Origin of the sequence: Niallia circulans NBRC 13626, from assembly GCF_001591585.1 — a bacterium.
Classification (GTDB): Bacteria; Bacillota; Bacilli; order Bacillales; family Cytobacillaceae; genus Niallia; species Niallia circulans.
The window spans coordinates 1-20,224 of the sequence record NZ_BCVE01000028.1 but is presented as its reverse complement, the minus strand read 5'-3'; the positions used below and the strand labels follow the sequence as shown (position 1 = coordinate 20,224).

At 36.5% G+C, this 20,224-nt stretch carries 18 protein-coding genes and 1 tRNA gene; 18 read left to right on the top strand and 1 reads right to left on the bottom strand.

Features of this window, described 5'->3' with window-relative positions:
• Positions 1–63: 63 nt before the first annotated feature.
• Positions 64–137, bottom strand: a tRNA-Met gene (locus BCI01S_RS22190).
• Between the two features lie 404 nt (positions 138–541).
• Between BCI01S_RS22190 and spoIIE the strand changes: the two genes are divergently transcribed.
• From spoIIE to lysS, 18 genes are all read left to right on the top strand, one after another.
• A complete protein-coding gene (gene spoIIE / locus BCI01S_RS22185) occupies positions 542–3,019 on the top strand; it encodes a stage II sporulation protein E (protein ID WP_047944387.1) in 2,478 nt (825 codons plus the stop codon).
• A gap of 184 nt (positions 3,020–3,203) precedes the next feature.
• Positions 3,204–3,938, top strand: a complete 735-nt coding sequence (locus BCI01S_RS22180; RefSeq protein WP_047944388.1) for a vWA domain-containing protein — start codon at positions 3,204–3,206, stop codon at positions 3,936–3,938.
• The gene (prkT, locus tag BCI01S_RS22175) at positions 3,907–4,914 is read left to right on the top strand and encodes a serine/threonine protein kinase PrkT (RefSeq protein ID WP_280529754.1); all 1,008 of its coding nucleotides are present in this window, start codon (positions 3,907–3,909) and stop codon (positions 4,912–4,914) included. The genes BCI01S_RS22180 and prkT overlap by 32 nt, the downstream gene beginning before the upstream one ends.
• Before the next feature lie 150 nt (positions 4,915–5,064).
• Positions 5,065–6,450 (top strand): tRNA lysidine(34) synthetase TilS, encoded by a 1,386-nt coding sequence (gene tilS / locus BCI01S_RS22170; protein ID WP_061801119.1) that lies wholly within the window; start codon positions 5,065–5,067, stop codon positions 6,448–6,450.
• 22 nt (positions 6,451–6,472) lie between these two features.
• Entirely contained in the window at positions 6,473–7,021 is a 549-nt protein-coding gene (hpt, locus tag BCI01S_RS22165; protein ID WP_047944392.1) for a hypoxanthine phosphoribosyltransferase, read from the top strand.
• Between the two features lie 107 nt (positions 7,022–7,128).
• Positions 7,129–9,036 carry an ATP-dependent zinc metalloprotease FtsH gene (gene ftsH / locus BCI01S_RS22160; protein ID WP_061801118.1) on the top strand — a complete coding sequence of 636 codons (1,908 nt, stop codon included), beginning with the start codon at positions 7,129–7,131 and terminating at the stop codon, positions 9,034–9,036.
• 219 nt (positions 9,037–9,255) lie between these two features.
• Entirely contained in the window at positions 9,256–10,032 is a 777-nt protein-coding gene (locus BCI01S_RS22155; protein ID WP_047944396.1) for a type III pantothenate kinase, read from the top strand.
• 60 nt (positions 10,033–10,092) lie between these two features.
• Positions 10,093–10,971 carry an Hsp33 family molecular chaperone HslO gene (gene hslO, locus BCI01S_RS22150; protein ID WP_061801117.1) on the top strand — a complete coding sequence of 293 codons (879 nt, stop codon included), beginning with the start codon at positions 10,093–10,095 and terminating at the stop codon, positions 10,969–10,971.
• Between the two features lie 363 nt (positions 10,972–11,334).
• Entirely contained in the window at positions 11,335–12,267 is a 933-nt protein-coding gene (gene cysK, locus BCI01S_RS22140) for a cysteine synthase A (RefSeq protein WP_047944399.1), read from the top strand.
• A 170-nt stretch (positions 12,268–12,437) separates the two neighbouring features.
• Positions 12,438–13,859, top strand: a complete 1,422-nt coding sequence (locus BCI01S_RS22135) for an anthranilate synthase component I family protein (RefSeq protein WP_061801115.1) — start codon at positions 12,438–12,440, stop codon at positions 13,857–13,859.
• Entirely contained in the window at positions 13,847–14,428 is a 582-nt protein-coding gene (pabA, locus tag BCI01S_RS22130; RefSeq protein ID WP_061801114.1) for an aminodeoxychorismate/anthranilate synthase component II, read from the top strand. The genes BCI01S_RS22135 and pabA overlap by 13 nt, the downstream gene beginning before the upstream one ends.
• Positions 14,429–14,431: 3 nt before the next feature.
• Positions 14,432–15,307 carry an aminodeoxychorismate lyase gene (pabC, locus tag BCI01S_RS22125; protein WP_061801113.1) on the top strand — a complete coding sequence of 292 codons (876 nt, stop codon included), beginning with the start codon at positions 14,432–14,434 and terminating at the stop codon, positions 15,305–15,307.
• Positions 15,301–16,134 (top strand): dihydropteroate synthase, encoded by an 834-nt coding sequence (folP, locus tag BCI01S_RS22120; protein ID WP_061801112.1) that lies wholly within the window; start codon positions 15,301–15,303, stop codon positions 16,132–16,134. Before pabC ends, folP begins: the two co-directional genes overlap by 7 nt.
• Positions 16,127–16,492: a dihydroneopterin aldolase gene (gene folB / locus BCI01S_RS22115; protein ID WP_047944404.1), complete on the top strand. Its 366-nt coding sequence runs from the start codon at positions 16,127–16,129 to the stop codon at positions 16,490–16,492. The genes folP and folB overlap by 8 nt, the downstream gene beginning before the upstream one ends.
• The gene (folK, locus tag BCI01S_RS22110; RefSeq protein ID WP_047944405.1) at positions 16,489–17,016 is read left to right on the top strand and encodes a 2-amino-4-hydroxy-6-hydroxymethyldihydropteridine diphosphokinase; all 528 of its coding nucleotides are present in this window, start codon (positions 16,489–16,491) and stop codon (positions 17,014–17,016) included. Before folB ends, folK begins: the two co-directional genes overlap by 4 nt.
• Entirely contained in the window at positions 16,965–17,180 is a 216-nt protein-coding gene (locus tag BCI01S_RS22105; RefSeq protein ID WP_047944406.1) for a helix-turn-helix domain-containing protein, read from the top strand. Before folK ends, BCI01S_RS22105 begins: the two co-directional genes overlap by 52 nt.
• Positions 17,181–17,206: 26 nt before the next feature.
• Positions 17,207–18,208 carry a tRNA dihydrouridine synthase DusB gene (gene dusB / locus BCI01S_RS22100; protein ID WP_047944407.1) on the top strand — a complete coding sequence of 334 codons (1,002 nt, stop codon included), beginning with the start codon at positions 17,207–17,209 and terminating at the stop codon, positions 18,206–18,208.
• Positions 18,209–18,399: 191 nt separating this feature from the next.
• The gene (gene lysS, locus BCI01S_RS22095; RefSeq protein ID WP_047944408.1) at positions 18,400–19,890 is read left to right on the top strand and encodes a lysine--tRNA ligase; all 1,491 of its coding nucleotides are present in this window, start codon (positions 18,400–18,402) and stop codon (positions 19,888–19,890) included.
• Positions 19,891–20,224: the final 334 nt, after the last annotated feature.

Below are 20,224 nucleotides of genomic sequence, written 5' to 3'. Positions count from 1 at the left end.
TCAGCTATGCAGTAAAAAAGAATACAAAAAAACCACGTAAATTTTTTTACGTGGTTTTTTGGATAGCGGCGGAGGGGATCGAACCCCCGACCTCACGGGTATGAACCGTACGCTCTAGCCAGCTGAGCTACACCGCCATAATATTAACAAGACAAGTAATATAATACAAATAAATAATCGCAATGTCAATAGATTTTAGACATTTATTTAATAGGGTAGTTTAATGTATGTTTAAGCACTTGTTAATGAGTAGAAAGACCAAAAAGCATATTGCATTAAATGACAAAAACAAGCAAGAAATATAAAAAAAGTGACAGTAGAAAAGACCATTTATATTAAGCTTGTCTGTTGATAAGGCTCACTAATTATAAAGTAACTACTTTTTCCTGGATAGAAGGAATCTATCGAATTTTGTATTTCCATAAAAAATTGGAGGAAAGAAGTCGAGCGAAAGATTGGAACTGCTTCGTTATTTTGACAAACTTTTAAATAGCTACCTTCTATAATGTGGAGCAACGATACTTGTTAGGGAGTGTGGTTTATGGAGAAAGTGGAAAGGGATATAATCGATCCGATTGGTGAAGTTGATTTTGGGAAGTCACGGGATAGCTTCAGTTCATTAGTTCATAAATTTTATACAAAAGTAGAAAACTTCTTTTTAGTAAAAGGCTTTTTACTATTAATTCTCGGTTTTTTACTTGGACGAGCCTTAATATTAGGACAACTTACTCCTTTTGCTCTTCCATTTTTTGCAGCAGTATATCTATCAAGGAAAGATAAAGCACCACTCGCGCTTATTGGATTAATAGCCGGTGCTGCTACTTTAGGGGTAACAGAGGCAGCTTCTAATTTTGTCTTGTCTTTCTTCTTTTTGATTAGCTATAAAATCATTTTAAATTGGAAAAATAAAGAGCAGCAACTTGTACCATTATTTGTGTTTGGACTAGTCTTTTTAGGCAGCTTAGTGAAAGCCTATCTTTTAACAAATGGTTTTACACTGTATGGTGGAATGTTAGCGTTTGTAGAAGGAAGTCTTGGCTATATACTTACATTAATTTTTTTACAAAGTCTGCCGTTACTCACGGTCAATAAAAGAAGACAAGCCCTTAAAACAGAAGAAATTGTCTGTCTTATCATTATGCTAGCTTCTATTATGACGGGAACAATTGGCTGGGCTGTTTATGGCTTATCGATTGAACATATTATGTCTCGTTATTTAGTTCTCCTCTTTTCCTTTATTGCAGGGGCCACTATTGGCTCGACTGTTGGCGTTGTTACCGGATTAATTTTTAGTCTTGCAAGCATCTCTAGCTTCTATCATATGAGCTTATTGGCTTTTTCTGGTCTTCTAGGTGGATTGCTGAAAGAAGGAAAGAAAATCGGTGTAGCACTTGGTTTATTTATTGCTACTCTCCTTATTGGCATGTATGGAGAAGGTGGGGGCGTCCTATCTGTTTCATTGATGGAAACAACTATAGCTGTTTTCCTATTTCTTATGACACCGAGAAGTTTAACCTCACGCATAGCAAAGCATATACCAGGAACAGCAGAATATTCCCAAGAACAACAGCAATATATGAGAAAAATGAGAGATGTAACAGCTCAAAGAGTATCTCAGTTTTCCAATGTATTTCAAGCACTCTCTAAAAGTTTTTCTCCCACAAATATAAGTGAAATGATAGAGGAAGAAGACAAGGAGCTAGACTACTTTTTAAGCAATGTGACAGAAAAGACGTGTCAGACATGTTTTCGTAAAGAACATTGCTGGGCACGTAACTTTAATACAACCTATGACTATATGAAAGATATTATGACTGAAATGGCTGATACTGGTGGGAATATTTCCTCTAGCCTTCAAAGGGAGTGGGATAAGCATTGTACAAGGTCGAAGAAGGTGACAGATGCAATCCATCAAGAATTGACATTGTATCAGGCAAATCAAAAATTAAAAAAACAAGTACAGGAAAGCAGAAAATTAGTTGCAGATCAATTGCTCGGTGTTTCTGAGGTAATGGGTGATTTTGCGAAAGAAATTCAAAGAGAAAGAGAAAATCACTACAAGCAGGAGGAATTAATCCTAGAAGCTATTCAAGAGTTTGGCATTCATATTGAAAATGTTGAAATATACAGCTTGGAACAAGGAAATGTAGATATCGATATCACTATTCCATACAATACAGGCTACGGAGAATGTGAAAAACTAATTGCACCAATGCTATCCGATATTCTTGGCGAGACCATTATTGTAAATAAAGAGGAGGTTTCTGAGTATTCCAAAGACTATAGTCATGCAACATTCCGGTCAGCAAAAGCTTATACAATAGAGACTGGTGTTGCGCATGCAGCAAAGGATGGCGGGTTTATTTCAGGAGATAGCTACTCTACTATTGAACTAGGTTTAGGTAAATACGCTATGGCAATTAGTGATGGAATGGGGAATGGGAAGCGGGCACATGTAGAAAGTGAAGAGACCCTTCAATTATTGCAAAAAATTCTGCAATCAGGGATTGAAGAACAAGTAGCGATAAAATCAATTAATTCTATTCTTTCTTTGCGAACAACGGATGAAATTTTTTCCACACTGGATTTAGCAATGATTGATCTCCAAAACGCAGCAGTTAAATTTCTGAAAATTGGCTCTACACCTAGTTTCATCAAAAGAGGGTCAAAGGTTATGAAAATACAGGCAAGTAATTTGCCAATGGGAATCCTGCAAGAATTTGATGTGGATGTTGTGAGTGAACAATTAAAGGCTGGAGATCTTCTCATTATGATGAGTGATGGTGTGTTTGAAGGACCAAAACATGTTGAAAACTTTGAGATTTGGATGAAGAGAAAAATTAAGGAATTAAAAACAGAGAACCCTCAAGAGGTAGCAGATTTAATTATGGAGGAGGTTATCCGCTCCCGCTTAGGGTTAATTGAAGACGACATGACCGTATTAGTTGCGAAAATCGACCATAATATTCCAAAGTGGGCGTCCATTCCAGTAAAAGGCTTTAAGCAAATTGCAAACTAAATTTGTCAGTTTAAAATGGTCCTTCTAGTTCTATAAAAATTTAAATGGACTAACATTCAGTAGGAGAAAAATACTGTTTGTTAGTTTTTTATTATACTAATCTGTTTATCCTTCAGAACAGGTATAAATACTTCTCTTTTCGTCGAGAATGGGACTAACTCATAAAGATGGAGGGGAGATATTTATGAAAACAGGTACGTTAAAGCAGATTTTGCTTATCACAGATGGATGTTCTAATAAAGGAGAAGATCCTGTCGCAATGGCAGCATTAGCAAATGAACAAGGAATTACAGTAAATGTTATTGGGGTAATGGAACAAGATACAATTGATGAGCAGGGGATGAAAGAAATTGAAGGCATTGCACTCTCTGGAGGCGGTGTTAGTCAAGTGGTTTATGCACAGCAGTTAAGTCAGACTGTCCAAATGGTAACAAAAAAGGCGATGACCCAAACACTCCAAGGGGTAGTAAATAAAGAGCTTCAGCAAATATTAGGTTCCTCTAAGACGATGGAGGATCTTCCTCCCGAAAAAAGAGGAGAGGTAATGGAGGTTGTGGACGAACTGGGGGAAACTGTTGAGCTGGAAGTGCTAGTATTACTAGATACAAGCGCTAGTATGAAACATAAACTACCAACTGTAAAAGAAGCTTTGCTTGATCTATCTTTAAGCTTGAATGCTCGATCTGGCGAGAATCGCTACTCTGTGTTTGTATTTCCCGGGAAAAAGAAAGATGTCGAAAAATTAATGGATTGGACACCTCGTCTTGAATCTTTAACAAGTATCTTTCCAAAGTTATCGACAGGAGGCATTACACCAACAGGTCCAGCTTTAAAGGAAGCCATTCGTTACTTTAAGCATAAGCGCTCATTAAGGAGCTTGATTTCAAGTGATGATGAATACATCGAAGAGTCAATTTAAAATAAATAGTGGAACAGTAATAAAAGGAAAGTGGCATAACAAGCAATATACAATCTTAAAGGAACTTGGCTATGGAGCGAATGGGACAGTTTTTTTAGCAGATTCCAAAATAGGAAGAGTTGCTTTGAAATTAAGCAACAACAGTGTATCTATAACTTCTGAAGTAAATGTTTTGAAATCCTTCGCAAAGGTCCAAGGTTATAGCCTTGGACCTTCTTTAATAGATGTAGATGATTGGGTAACAAATAGAGGAACTATTTCTTTTTATGTAATGGAGTATATTAATGGACCTGATTTACTAACCTTTATCCATAATAAGGAAGACTTATGGATCGATGTGCTAATGATCCAATTATTAAAGGACTTACAAAATCTTCATGAAAATAATTGGGTGTTTGGAGATTTAAAACCAGAAAACCTGATTATTACAGGACCTCCAACGAGAATTAGATGTATTGATGTAGGGGGGACAACCATAAAAGGGAGAGCGATTAAAGAATTTACCGAGTTCTTTGATAGAGGATACTGGGGGGCAGGCACAAGAAAGGCAGAGCCAAGCTATGATTTGTTTGCTGTTGCGATGATTATACTGAATCTTTATTATCCAAAGCGCTTTAATAAAAAAGAGGGCGGGATCAAACAGCTGCATATGATGATTCGACAAAAGCAGGAATTAATGCGTTTCGAGGGGATTCTACTAAATGCGTTAACAGGAAAATATCTATCGGCAAAAGAAATGCGATTAGATTATTTAAAATTAACAAGTGGAGAATCAAAAAAAACAAGTAGAAGCACGATAACAGCTGGAACAAATAGAAGTAAAGCTCGCCAAGCGAACAGTCAACCTGCTCCATCTGCTCAAACAAGAAGTAAATTGGTTAAAAAGAAGAAAAAGGCAGGATGGGCTGAATCTATACTCATCATTATCCTTATCTCTATTTGTTATATTTTGTATATATATGGTCAATTAACTTGAAAAGAGGATTTTCAGCAATTTTTAGAGAATAGTCTTTGGTATCACTTTTAAAAAAGTGATATCCTTGACTATAGTAACTACAACCTCTGATGAAAAAGTAATAACATCAAGGCCGGTAGAATAGTGATAGTGATAAGGAAGTAATGAAAAATGCTTGAGGATCAAATTTTAAATTACCTGCAAGGAAAAAATATGAACCTAGAAGGTAAGAAAATCTTGGTTGGAGTTTCTGGAGGACCAGATTCTTTAGCGCTTCTTCATTTTTTATGGACAAAACAAAAAGAATGGAAAATCAAGGTTTTTGCTGGACATGTGGATCATATGTTTAGAGGGGAGGAGTCGCTCGATGAAGCTGAGTTTGTAAAATCGTTCTGTGAAGAAAGAAACATTCCTTTTTCTTGGGAGCGAATAGATTTACCAGCATTTATCCAAAAAACAGGAATGAATTCACAAAAAGCAGCAAGAGAATGCAGGTATTCCTTCTATGAAAAAGTAATGAAAAGGCATAACTTAGATTACTTAGCGTTAGGTCATCATGGAGATGACCAAATAGAAACTATCTTAATGCGATTAACGAGAGGAAGTTTAGGGAAAGCAAGGGCTGGAATTCCTTTTATGCGTCCTTTTGGTACAGGGAAAATTATTCGTCCCTTTTTATGTTTAGAAAGGGAAGACATTGAGGAATATTGTAAAGTACATAATCTTAATCCAAGAAGAGATCCAAGCAATGAAAAAGATACCTATAGCCGCAATAGATACAGAAAACACGTTGTGCCCTTTTTAAAAAAAGAAAATATTCATGCGGCGAAGCATTTTCAACGGTTTAGTGAAGAATTAACAGACGATGAAACCTATTTAATGAAGCAGGCTGAAGAAAAGCTTTCTGATGTAATGGTTGAAAAAAAGGCTGCGGAAGTAGTAGTTGATATTAATCGTTTTCTTTTAATAGCTATTCCTTTACAAAGAAGATGTATTCAACTAATATTAAATTATCTCTATGACGAGATACCTATTTCATTATCCGCATTACATACTGAGCAAATGATGATATTACTTAAGAGTCCTCATTCTTCTGGAAATATTGATCTCCCGAATGGTTTGAAAGTGAAAAAGTCGTATCATTTTCTTCATTTTCAACTTAATTTTTCTCCAGCACAATCCTTTTATTATGAATTATCAAAAATGGGAGAGTTATTATTACCAAATGGGTACAATATTAAGGTAGAATATATAGACGGTGAAACGATTATTGATGACCATTGTATTCTTTTGGATGCATCTTCTATTTCCTTTCCTCTTATTATCCGTACTAGAAGAGATGGCGATAGAATTCATTTGAAAGGGATGGATGGGAAAAAAAAAGTGAACCGTATTTTTATCGATGAAAAGATTCCAATCCATAAGAGGGAGAATTGGCCGATCGTTACGGATAGCAAAGGTGAAATTCTTTGGATTCCAGGACTAAAAAAATCGATATATTCTCATAGTAATACGAATAGTGGTAGTAATCTATTAATAACATATAAAAAGCAATGATCTTCTAGGGGGCACACAAGAAATGAAACACGATATTGAAAAAATATTGATATCTGAAGAGGAAATACAAGGTAAAATCAAAGATTTGGCATTTCAGCTTACAGAGGAATATCAAGATAAATTTCCTTTGGCAATTGGAGTATTAAAAGGTGCTATGCCCTTTATGGCAGATCTTTTAAAGCGCGTGGATACATACCTTGAAATGGATTTTATGGATGTGTCAAGCTACGGTAATTCTACTGTATCTTCTGGAGAAGTAAAAATCTTAAAAGATTTGGATACTTCTGTGGAAGGAAGAGACATACTAATTATCGAGGACATTATTGATAGTGGTTTAACTTTAAGCTATCTTGTAGAGTTGTTCCGTTATCGTAAAGCAAAATCAATCAAAATTGTGACACTTCTTGATAAACCAACTGGTAGAAAGACAGATCTTAAAGCTGATTATGTAGGATTTATCGTACCAGACGCTTTTGTTGTTGGCTATGGATTAGACTACGCGGAAAGGTATCGAAATCTACCATATATTGGTGTTTTAAAACCGGAAGTTTATACGAGTGACAGTGAATAAGTACATGAAAAGAGGAATTCTAGCCCGGAGAGGGTAATTCCTTGAATTTACTTAATTTTCTATGTTACTATACTCTATAGTTTGTTTACCGTGGGAGGAGGTAAGGGATGAACCGTATTTTTCGTAATACCATTTTTTATTTATTAATATTTTTAGTAATTATCGGTGTGGTTAGTTTTTTCAATGGAAATAATCAGCCTACCAAGCAATTAACATATACTGAATTAATAAATCACCTTGATGCTGGTGATGTTGCCGAAATAACGCAGCAGCCTGAAAGAGGTGTCCTTGAAATACGCGGGAAATTAAAAGGCTATAAAGAAAATGAAACGTTTGTTTCCTATGTAACTAATAATGAAACAAATGCTCAAGTGATCTTAAAGGCTGCTACAGAAGGTTCCAAAATCGATGTCAAGCCTGCACAAGAAACAAGTGGATGGATCACATTCTTTACTTCAATTATTCCGTTTGTGATTATTTTTATCTTATTTTTCTTCTTGTTAAATCAAGCCCAAGGTGGCGGCGGCGGCCGTGTAATGAACTTTGGTAAGAGTAAAGCAAAACTGTACAATGAAGAAAAGAAAAAGGTTCGCTTTAATGATGTAGCGGGCGCAGATGAAGAAAAGCAAGAGCTGGTAGAAGTGGTGGAATTCTTAAAAGATCCACGGAAATTTGCTGAGCTAGGTGCTAGAATACCAAAAGGTGTCCTGCTTAATGGACCTCCAGGAACAGGTAAAACATTACTTGCTAGAGCTGTAGCGGGAGAAGCTGGTGTACCTTTCTTCTCTATCAGTGGTTCTGACTTCGTGGAAATGTTTGTTGGGGTAGGGGCTTCTCGAGTTCGTGATTTATTTGAAAATGCGAAGAAAAATGCTCCTTGTATTATCTTTATTGATGAAATCGATGCTGTAGGTCGTCAGCGTGGCGCTGGTTTAGGCGGAGGACACGATGAACGTGAACAAACGTTAAACCAACTATTAGTTGAAATGGATGGATTCGGTGCAAATGAAGGGATTATTATCATTGCTGCTACAAACCGTCCTGATATTCTTGACCCTGCATTGTTACGTCCAGGTCGTTTTGACCGACAAATTACGGTAGATAGACCAGATGTTAATGGTCGTGAGGCGGTATTACGTGTACATGCTCGTAATAAGCCGTTAGATGAGTCTGTTAATTTAAAAAGCATCGCTCAACGTACTCCAGGATTCTCTGGTGCGGATTTAGAAAACCTTCTAAATGAAGCTGCACTTGTTGCAGCGAGAGCGGATAAAAAGAAAATCGACATGGAAGACATGGATGAAGCGACAGATCGTGTTATTGCTGGACCTTCCAAGAAAAGTCGTGTTATTTCCAAAAAAGAAAGAAACATTGTTTCTTACCATGAAGCTGGACATACGATTATTGGTGTTGTATTAGATGAGGCGGATATGGTTCATAAAGTAACAATCGTACCTAGAGGCCAAGCTGGTGGATATGCAGTTATGCTTCCTAAGGAAGATCGTTTCTTAATGACGAAACAAGAGCTTCTTGATAAGATTACTGGATTACTTGGCGGTCGTGTTGCTGAGGATATCGTATTTGGGGAAGTAAGTACTGGAGCTCATAATGATTTCCAACGAGCTACAGGTATTGCCCGTAAAATGGTAACAGAATATGGAATGAGTGATAAACTTGGACCATTACAATTTGGTCAAGTGCAAAGTCAAGTATTCCTAGGTCGTGACTTAAATAATGAACAAAATTATTCAGATGCAATTGCATATGACATTGATTTAGAGATTCAACGAATTATAAAAGAATGTTACGAAAGAGCAAAACAAATTCTTACAGAAAACCGTGAGAAGTTGAACTTAATCGCTGAAACACTTCTTGAAATTGAAACGTTGGATGCAGAACAAATCAATAGCTTATACAAAGATGGTGTCTTGCCTGACCGTACGAAAAAGGCCGATACTACCTTAGGCACGGAAGATCTAAAAGTAAATATTAACAAAAAAGATGATAACGAGTAATCGTTGGAAAAAGATGCGCTTTCGAGCGTGTCTTTTTTTTGTCAAAACCTTTACAACCGTATCTTTTCGAAGCAGTCATTGCTTTAGGCTTTGTCTCTTTCTGGTTGTATGTTATGATATTTCCAGTATTGGATAGACTCTAGGTATAGCTTTCCTAAGTAAATAAAGTGATACGAGATAATGACGGGAAAATGAAATTAATAAAAAGTGGTGACTATAATGATTTTTGTCTTTGATATTGGAAATACAAATATAGTATTAGGTGTTTATGATAAAGAAGAATTAAAGCATCATTGGAGAATTGAAACAAATCGTTATAAAACGGAAGATGAATATGGTATGATCATTAAATCCCTATTTGATCATGTCGGTTTAACGTTTTCAGATATTGATGGAATAATTATTTCTTCCGTTGTTCCTCCAATTATGTTTTCTTTAGAAAGAATGTGTCAAAAGTATTTTCACTTAAAACCGTTAGTTGTGGGTCCAGGAACAAAAACGGGACTAAACATAAAATATGATAATCCTAAGGAAGTCGGAGCTGATCGAATTGTTAATGCAGTTGCGGCTATTCATGAATATGGGAGCCCGTTGATTATTGTTGATTTCGGGACTGCTACAACATTTTGTTATATAAATGAGCAAAAGCAATACATGGGTGGAGCGATAGCGCCTGGTATTAATATTGCGACAGAGGCATTGTATTCAAAAGCGGCCAAATTACCGCGTATTGAAATTGCAAGACCAGAAGGAGTAATTGGTAAAAATACCGTTTCAGCTATGCAGTCAGGAATTCTTTTTGGGTATGTAGGCCAGGTGGAAGGCATTGTGAAAAGGATGAAGGCAGAAAGCAATTTACAACCAAAGGTTATTGCTACAGGTGGATTAGCGAACCTTATTGCAAAAGAGTCAAATATTATTGATGAAGTAGACCCATTTCTTACTTTAAAAGGGTTACAGCTTATTTATAAGAAGAATAAGGATACACTAAAATAAAATATGTTTAAACGGAACTTTCATTCCGTTCATTAACTGATTAAAGATAAGGAGTAAACAATGAGCGATTATTTAGTAAAAGCGTTAGCGTTTGATGGTGAAGTTCGTGCATATGCAGTCAGAAGTACAGAAACAGTAGGAGAAGGACAAAGAAGACATCATACTTGGCCAACAGCATCAGCTGCTCTAGGAAGATCATTAACAGCTACAGCAATGCTAGGAGCTATGCTAAAGGGAGATCAAAAACTAACAGTGAAAATCGATGGCGGTGGTCCGATTGGTCTTATCCTAGTAGACGGAAATGCTAAAGGGGAAGTACGCGGCTACGTTACTAACCCGCAAATTCATTTCGATTTAAATGAACATGGAAAATTAGATGTTAAACGAGCTGTAGGAACAGAGGGCACACTATCTGTTGTAAAGGATATTGGAATGCGTGATTACTTCACTGGACAGGTGCCGATTGTTTCTGGAGAGCTTGGAGAGGATTTTACTTATTACTTGTTTAATTCAGAACAGGTGCCTTCCTCTGTTGGAGTAGGAGTTTTAGTAAACCCAGATAACAGCATTTTAGCTGCTGGCGGTTTCATTATTCAATTAATGCCTGGAGCGAAAGATGAAACGATTACAAAGATTGAACAAAGATTAAGTGAAATTCCGCCCATTTCGAAATTAATTGAAAAAGGTTTAACGCCAGAAGAGCTTTTAGAAGAAATTTGCGGAAAAGATAATGTGAAAATAATTGAAAATATGCCAATTTCCTTTACATGCACATGTTCGAAAGAAAGATTTTCAAGTGCAATTATTAGTTTAGGTCAAGCAGAAATCGAAGATATTATCAACACAGACGGACAAGCCGAAGCAGAATGCCATTTTTGTAATGAGAAATATCTGTTTACAAAGGATGAGCTAGAAACATTATTAGAAGAAGCAAAATAGTTATTAGACACCTGCAGAATTGGGATTCATTATTCCTTGCAGGTGTTTTTTATGAAGAATGTTTTCCGTTTTTGTAATGGGGTGGAGATGATGTGGTTGGTTAAAAAAAGGAAATTTTTGTCTGGAAGTCCAATGGCTTGGTTGAAAAACAAATTTGGTTTATATACTCAACGATTTGGCTCTTACTTCCATGTGTTTAACCACTTTGTCCCTGATTTAAGTAAAAACTTCGACAGAACCGAACTAATGATTAATTTTTCCGAAAATACAAACATATCGATTGACAAACAAAGGAGGTATTTGGTAAATTAATATTATAAAACCAATTAAAATACTCGGAATAAAGATAAGGGGAGATAGAAAATGTCAAGAATCGCAAATTCTGTAGTAGATCTTATCGGTGGCACACCCATTGTTAAATTAAATCGTTTAGTGGACGATTCAAGTGCAGATGTTTATTTGAAGTTAGAATATATGAATCCAGGAAGCAGTGTAAAAGACCGAATTGCGCTTGCGATGATTGAAGCTGCGGAAAAAAGCGGGGATTTAAAACCAGGCAGTACGATTATTGAACCAACAAGTGGAAATACTGGTATTGGCCTTGCGATGGTTGCTGCGGCAAAAGGTTACCGTGCGATTTTAGTTATGCCTGAAACGATGAGTGTGGAACGTCGACGACTATTGAAAGCTTACGGTGCTGAATTAGTATTAACTCCTGGACCAGAGGGCATGGGTGGAGCTATTCGTAAAGCGGAAGAATTAGCAAAAGAAAATGGTTACTTTATTCCGCAGCAGTTTAAAAATATCTCTAATCCTGAAGTACATAGATTAACAACTGGACCTGAAATTGTGGAGGCCTTTGGTGAGGAAGGCTTAGATGCGTTTATTGCTGGTATCGGTACAGGTGGAACCATTACTGGTGCTGGGGAAGTACTAAAAGAAAAATATAGCGATATTAAAATATATGCAGTAGAACCTGCTGATTCTCCTGTACTATCAGGTGGAAAACCAGGACCGCATAAAATCCAAGGTATCGGTGCTGGATTTGTTCCGGAAATTTTAAATAGTGAAGTTTATGACGGTATTATTAAGGTTACAAATGAAGACGCTTTTGAATATGCTCGTCGTGCAGGGAAAGAAGAAGGCGTATTAGGTGGAATTTCTTCTGGTGCGGCTATTTATGCAGCATTACAAGTTGCAAAAGAGCTAGGAAAAGGTAAAAAAGTACTTGCAATTATCCCAAGTAATGGAGAACGTTACCTAAGCACACCTCTTTATCAATTTGATGAAGAATAAGGATAAAAATCAGCCTTGGAAATAGGCCTCCTTTGAAAAGGGGGCTTTTTGTTTTTTTTGATTAAAAAACTCCTGTTATGCAGCTATCTGGCAAATAGGTGATTTTTTTGTATTTCTCTCGGTACATCTTGTATGATGAGAACAGATAAAAGATAAGGAGCGAAGTCTGTTTGAAAAATTACAAAGTATATAGTAAGACTATTCCTCTATCATATGACCAGTTTTTTAGGCGCTTTTTGACCCTTGCTGAAGATAAGTCCCATTATGTTCTATTAGAAAGTGGACGTGGTGGCAGGTATAGTATTGGCGGAATTTCACCTATAGTGAAAATGATAGGCAGAAATAATGGTTTAGAAGTGATAGACGGAAAAGGAACTGTACGAATCGAAGGAAATCCCCTTCATTCTATAAAAGAAGTGATGAATAAGTATGTTGTAGAGACTAATCCAGAGCTGCCAGATTTCCAAGGTGGAGCGATAGGATTCATTAGTTATGATTATATCCGTTATATTGAAAAAATCCCCAACCTGACGACAGATGATATGGAAATACCAGATGTTTTCTTTTTGTTATTCGAAGAATGGTTTACTTATGATCATAAAGAAAATAAATTATGGATTTCAGCCTTATATGAAGAAAATCAGTTAGCGATGATTCAAGATAAAGTTGAATCCTATATGCTAGTCTGGATAGATGATGAGAAGGAAGAGATAGTTCAAGGACATGCAGAGAAATCGTCAGAATTAAAAGTATCGATGGAAGACAATGAATTTCAACAATCTGTCCGCAGAATTCAGAACTATATTTCTGAAGGAGATGTGTTTCAGGTTAACTTGTCTGTTCGGCAGGCTAAACCACTGCATGTATCTGCGCTTGATGTCTACCAGCAGCTAAGAGTTTTAAATCCTTCTCCCTATATGGGGTATTTTCATACACCTGAATTTCAGCTAGTTAGTGGATCACCAGAATTACTAGTTAAAAAGAAGGGAAAGGACGTAAGTACAAGACCTATAGCAGGAACAAGGTCCCGTGGGAGAGATGAAGCAGAGGATTCAGAGCTTGCTCGTGAATTAATCGAGAGTGAAAAGGAAAGAGCAGAGCATGTAATGTTAGTAGACCTTGAAAGAAATGATTTAGGGAGAGTATGTGCGTACGGAAGTGTTCAAGTAGACGAATTTATGGTAATAGAAAAGTATTCTCATGTTATGCATATTGTGTCTAATGTAAAAGGGCAGCTTGCGGACAATAAAGATGAGTATGATCTTATTGATAGTATGTTTCCTGGTGGAACCATTACGGGTGCGCCAAAGATAAGAACAATGGAAATTATTGAGGAACTAGAACCGGTGCGACGAGGCCCATATACCGGTTCATTAGGATGGATTGGTTTTAACCATGATATAGAATTGAATATTATGATCAGAACTATGTTGGTGAAGGAAAACCAAGCATATGTACAAGCAGGTGCGGGGATTGTAATTGATTCTATTCCTGCAAATGAATATAAAGAATCGATGAAAAAGGCCAGAGCGTTATGGAATGCAAAAGAATTAGCAGAAGAGAAATTAGGTGATGGCAATTGGTTTATATGATTGATAATTATGATTCCTTCACCTATAATCTAGTCCAATACTTAGGTTCATTAGGGCAGGAACTGCAAGTGAAAAGAAATGATGAGACTTCTATCGAGGAGATTAAAGGGGAAAAGCCGATGTACTTAATGGTTTCTCCTGGACCATGTACGCCCAATGATGCAGGTATTAGTTTGGAAGCGATTCGTACCCTTGCTGGTGAAATACCGATTTTTGGTGTGTGCCTTGGTCATCAAGCAATTGGACAGGTTTTTGGAGGAGAGGTTGTGAAAGCGACCAATTTAATGCATGGAAAGACATCCCTTATTTATCATGATAATCAAACAATTTTTCATGGTTTACCTAATCCCTTCCCAGCTACGCGCTATCATTCGCTGATTGTAAAAAAGGAATCATTGCCAAAGTGTTTAGAGATCTCTGCTTGGACGGAAGAAGGAGAGATTATGGGGCTTAGACATAAAGAACTTCCTATCGAAGGAGTTCAGTTTCATCCAGAATCTATCATGACTAAGGCTGGGATGGAAATCTTACATAATTTTATCCAATTTTATCAAAAAGGAACTAAGTAGAAGATGTATATATATTTAAATGGACAAATAATTCGTCAGGAAGAAGCGGTTATCTCTGTTTTTGACCATGGATTTATGTATGGCTTAGGCTTATTTGAAACATTGCGTGTATATGATGGACATCCTTTCTTATTAGATGATCATCTTAAACGATTAAATGATGGGTTATCGGAGCTGAATATAGAAAAATTTTATGAGCGAGAAGAAGCAGTATCTATTATAAAAGCACTGCTCAGTATAAATAACATAGAAAATGCCTATATCCGCTGGAATGTTTCAGCAGGAAATGGCATGATTGGACTGCAAACAGAGCCGTATACACAACCAAATACGATTGTGTATATAAAACCTCTTCCAAAGGCAGCTGGTATGGTTGAAAAAACAGGGCAAATAGTCACAGTTCCAAGGAATACACCAGAGGGATTCTTTCGCTTAAAATCACATCATTATTTAAATAATATTCTTGCCAAGAGAGAGATTGGGCCAGAGCCGACGAAGGAAGGAATTTTTTTGACGAAGGAAGGATATTTAGCAGAAGGTATTACCTCTAATATTTTCTGGGTTGTAGATGGAGAGCTTTATACTCCTAGCTTGCAGACAGGAATATTAAATGGCATCACAAGGCAGTTTATTGTAAAACTTGCACAGGTTTATGGGGTTGCTGTGAAAGAAGGCATTTTTTCACGAGATATTCTTGCAAGTGCCAAAGAGGTATTTGCAACAAATTCCATTCAGGAAATTATTCCGATTAAAAGAATCGATAAGTATGAATATAAGGGAAAAGAGGGTCCTGTTGTTACAATGCTATATAATGAATATAGAAAACATACGAATCAATTATGGTCTGTAAAAGAGTTGGAGGGAATAAGGGAATGGTAAATAAAATTGATTGTGGTCCATATACGTTAAACTATGATCAAAAAACAATCATCATGGGAATTTTAAATGTGAATCCTGATTCTTTTTCTGATGGAGGAAAATATAACGAAATGGATAGAGCTGTTAAACATGCCGTCCAGATGGTGGAGGATGGAGCAGATATTATTGATATAGGAGGGGAATCCACCAGACCAGGTTATACAGAAATATCGATTGAAGAAGAATTAGAACGGGTAATTCCGATTATTGAACGATTAGCTAACGAAGTGAATGTTCCTCTATCGATTGATACATATAAAGGAGAAGTGGCGAGACAATCTTTACAGGCGGGTGCTCATATTATCAATGATATATGGGGAGCAAAAAGAGACCCTAGTATGGCTGAGGTTGCAGCTGAATATCAAGCTCCTATTATCTTAATGCATAATAGAGATAATCTTAGCTATACTTCTTTTTTGGAAGATGTAGTGTCTGATTTGCAGGAAAGTATTGATATGGTAAAGGGAGCTGGAGTTTCTGCGGAGAAAATCATTCTTGATCCAGGTATTGGATTTGCGAAAGATTTAAAGGGGAATTTGGACATGATGCGCGGCTTAGATAAGCTTGTTGAAATGGGCTATCCTGTCTTGTTGGGAACCTCGAGGAAATCATTGATTGGCCATGTATTAAATTTACCTGTTAGCGAACGATTAGAAGGAACAGGTGCAACTATATGCTATGGCATTCAAAAAGGATGTCAGTTAATTCGCGTTCATGATGTGAAAGAAATGACAAGAATGGCGCGGATGATGGATGCTTTGATGGGAAAGGGTGAGTACAGTGGATAAAATAATATTAAACCAAATGGAGTTCTATGGTTACCATGGTGTGTTTAAAGAAGAGACTAAGTTAGGCCAGCGTTTTATAGTGGATTTACAAGCAGATGTAGATTTAGCAAAAGCGGGAGCAACAGATGACTTACAGTATTCGGTTAATTATGGCCAGCTATTCTTCGATGTAAAGGAGATTGTGGAAGGGGAGCCATATAAATTGATTGAAGCGGTAGCGGAGAATATTGCAAAAAAATTATTAGAATCCTACTCTCTTATTGAAGGTTTAACAGTTCGGATCATTAAGCCAGATCCACCGATTCCAGGACACTATAAATCAGTTGCGGTAGAAATCACAAGGAAAAGAAAAGAATGAATAAAGTTTATTTATCTTTAGGGTCGAATATAGGAAATCGGTTGGAATATATACATGAAGCTGTACAAATGCTACATAATCAGGAAGAGATAAAGGTGGTAAATATTTCATCTGTTTATGAGACGGATCCAGTTGGATATGAGGAACAAGCACTATTTTTGAATATTGTCATACAGGTTGAAACTTCCTTAAATCCATGTTCCTTATTAGAACAATGTCAAAATATCGAAAGTGAACTTGGAAGAAAAAGGATAATTAGATGGGGGCCAAGAACAATAGACCTTGACATTTTATTGTATAATCAAGAAAATATAGTATCAGAGAAGCTGATTATTCCACATCCAAGAATAGAAGAGAGAGCATTTGTTTTAGTGCCATTAATAGAAATTGCTCCAGACATAAAGTTACCAAATAAACCAATACTTTTAAAAGAAAGTTTGCAGCTTTTGCGAGATAGAGAAGGAGTAAGGGTATGGAAACAACGGAAAAATGGGGAAGACGTATTCGGGCTTTTCGGAAGCTAAAAGGATATACACAGGAAGGTTTAGCAAAAGAGTTACTCGTTTCTGTTTCTATTTTAGGAGAGATTGAGCGAGGTAATCGGATGCCTTCAGAAGAAATGATTGATTCTATTGTAGATGTGCTAAAGATAACGAGAGAAGAGTTAGATCCACTTCAAAATAAATAAGCACGGTTCATCAGGGAGGTAAAAGATTGTTTAAAATAGGAAATGTTGAAATTAGTAACCGTGTTGTTCTTGCGCCAATGGCTGGTATTTCAAATTCTGCTTTTCGTCTAACAGTGAAGGAATTTGGAGCGGGTCTTGTTTGTGCGGAAATGATTAGTGATAAAGGGATTGTTTTAAAAAACAAAAAAACAATGAACATGCTCTATATTGATGAGCGTGAAAATCCAATGAGTTTACAGATTTTCGGCGGAGAAAAGGAAACATTAGTAGAAGCGGCGCAATTTGTTGATCAGAATACCAATGCAGATATTATCGATATTAACATGGGATGTCCGGTTCCAAAGATTACAAAATGTGATGCAGGGGCTAAATGGCTGTTAGATCCGGATAAAATTTATGATATGGTTTCTGCTGTTGTAGAAAATGTTCGTAAACCAGTAACGGTTAAAATGCGTATGGGCTGGGATGAAGACCATATATATGCAGTAAGAAATGCTCAAGCGGTTGAACGCGCAGGTGGAGCGGCGGTTGCCCTGCATGGCAGAACTCGTGTCCAGCTTTATGAAGGGACTGCAAACTGGGATATTATTCGTGAAGTAAAACAATCAATCAATATTCCTTTAATGGGGAATGGAGATGTAAATACACCCCAAGATGCGAAAAGAATGTTAGATGAAACTGGCTGTGATGGTGTTATGATTGGAAGAGCTGCGCTTGGAAATCCATGGATGATTTATAGTACGGTTAAGTATTTAGAAACGGGTGCGTTAGTTAGTGATCCATCGGTTCGAGAGAAGATGGATGTATGCATCTTGCACTTGGATCGGTTAATCCATTTAAAAGGGGAGTATGTAGCCGTTCGAGAAATGCGAAAACATGCTGCTTGGTATTTGAAGGGCATTAAAGGAAATGCGAAAACAAGAAGTGCTATTAATGAATGTGAGACTAGGGAACAATTAGTAACGATCTTGAATGCATTAGTCTTGGAAGTAGAAGCAAGAGGACATTCTGAAATCGAAGTAGGTTAATTTTGAACGTAACTGTTTAAATTTCCTGTAATATGTGTAAAAATAAAGCTGTTAGACAAAAAATCTAACAGTTTTTTTTCTTTTTTAGTGTCTGTATTCGTGACATTGTGTAGAATAATAAAGTATGTATAAATTGAACGATTCCTTTTTTAGGTGATCATACATAAAAAAGATGTTGGAGATGATTAAGCATGAGTCATGAAGAATTAAACTTAAATGACCAATTACTAGTTAGACGTAACAAAATGAATGAGTTGCGTGAACAAGGAATAGATCCGTTTGGTAAACGTTTTGATAGAACTCATTTATCTGAAGCTTTAAAAAAACAATATGAATCTCTAGATAAGGAAGAACTAGAGGAAAAGAATATCTCTGTTTCTATTGCGGGAAGAGTAATGACAAAAAGAGGAAAAGGGAAAGCTGGATTTGCTCATATTCAAGATCTTGAAGGACAAATTCAACTGTATGTTCGTAAAGACAATGTAGGCGAAGAGCAATACGCTATTTTTAACTCTGTGGATTTAGGAGATATTGTTGGTGTAGAAGGTGTTTTATTTAAAACGAACGTAGGGGAACTTTCTGTTAAGGTTCAAGATTTTACTTTACTTACAAAGGCTCTTCGTCCTTTACCTGATAAATTCCATGGTTTGAAAGATATTGAGCAACGTTATCGCCAACGATACTTAGACTTAATTTCAAGTGAAGAAAGTAAGAATACATTTATTCTGCGCAGCAAGATCATTCAATCCATGCGCCGTTATTTAGATAGCCATGGCTATCTAGAAGTAGAAACGCCAATGATGCATTCTATTGCAGGTGGAGCTTCTGCACGTCCGTTTATTACACATCATAACGCGTTAGATATGCCTTTATATATGCGTATCGCTATTGAGCTTCATTTAAAAAGATTGATAGTTGGCGGATTAGAAAAAGTATACGAAATTGGCCGCGTATTCCGTAATGAAGGAGTATCAACAAGACATAATCCAGAATTTACGATGATTGAGCTTTACGAAGCTTATGCTGATTATCGTGATATTATGAGTCTTACAGAAAACTTAGTTGCTCATATTGCACAAGAAATCCATGGCTCTACAACTGTAACATACGGAGACTACCAAGTTGATTTAAAACCAGAATGGACAAGACTTCATATGGTAGATGCGATTAAGGAATACACAGGTGTAGACTTCTGGCCAGAGATGAGTGTGGAAGAGGCTAGGAGATTAGCGAAAGAAAATGATATTGAAATTAATGAAAATATGACGTATGGCCATATTGTTAATGAGTTTTTTGAGCAAAGAGTAGAAGAAAAATTAATTCAGCCTACTTTCATTTATGGTCATCCTTTAGAGATTTCGCCATTAGCGAAGAAAAATGAAAAAGATCCTCGTTTTACAGATCGTTTTGAACTGTTCATAGTAGGAAGAGAGCATGCAAATGCCTTCACTGAATTAAATGATCCTATTGATCAACGTGAAAGATTTGAAGCACAATTAAAAGAACGTGAGCAAGGAAATGATGAAGCACACTTAATGGATGAGGATTTTGTAGAGGCATTAGAATATGGGATGCCTCCAACAGGTGGATTAGGTATTGGTATTGACCGCCTAGTAATGCTGTTAACAAATTCTCCTTCTATTAGAGATGTACTATTATTCCCGTTAATGAGACATCGCTAAATAGGATATGGCACCCTTAAAAGGTGCCGTATTTTTATATTAGTAATGATGTTGAACTATATAGAAGAGAGGGGGAAAGGGATAAGAAAAATAGTATAAGGTTAGCAGGAGAACTTATTTATCCCTTATTATATTATCTGAATAAAGAGAGAATACGCAGAAGAATAATAAGAATATTTTTTCTTTTAAAAAGTAGTTGCATAGAGAGTTAAACGGTGGTATATTAATATTCGTTGCTGAAATAAGCGACGATGAAACAAAAAAGAAAATGAAAAAAGTGTTGACATCGAAAATGGCTTCTGGTAATATTAAAAAGTCGCCGATGACGACGATG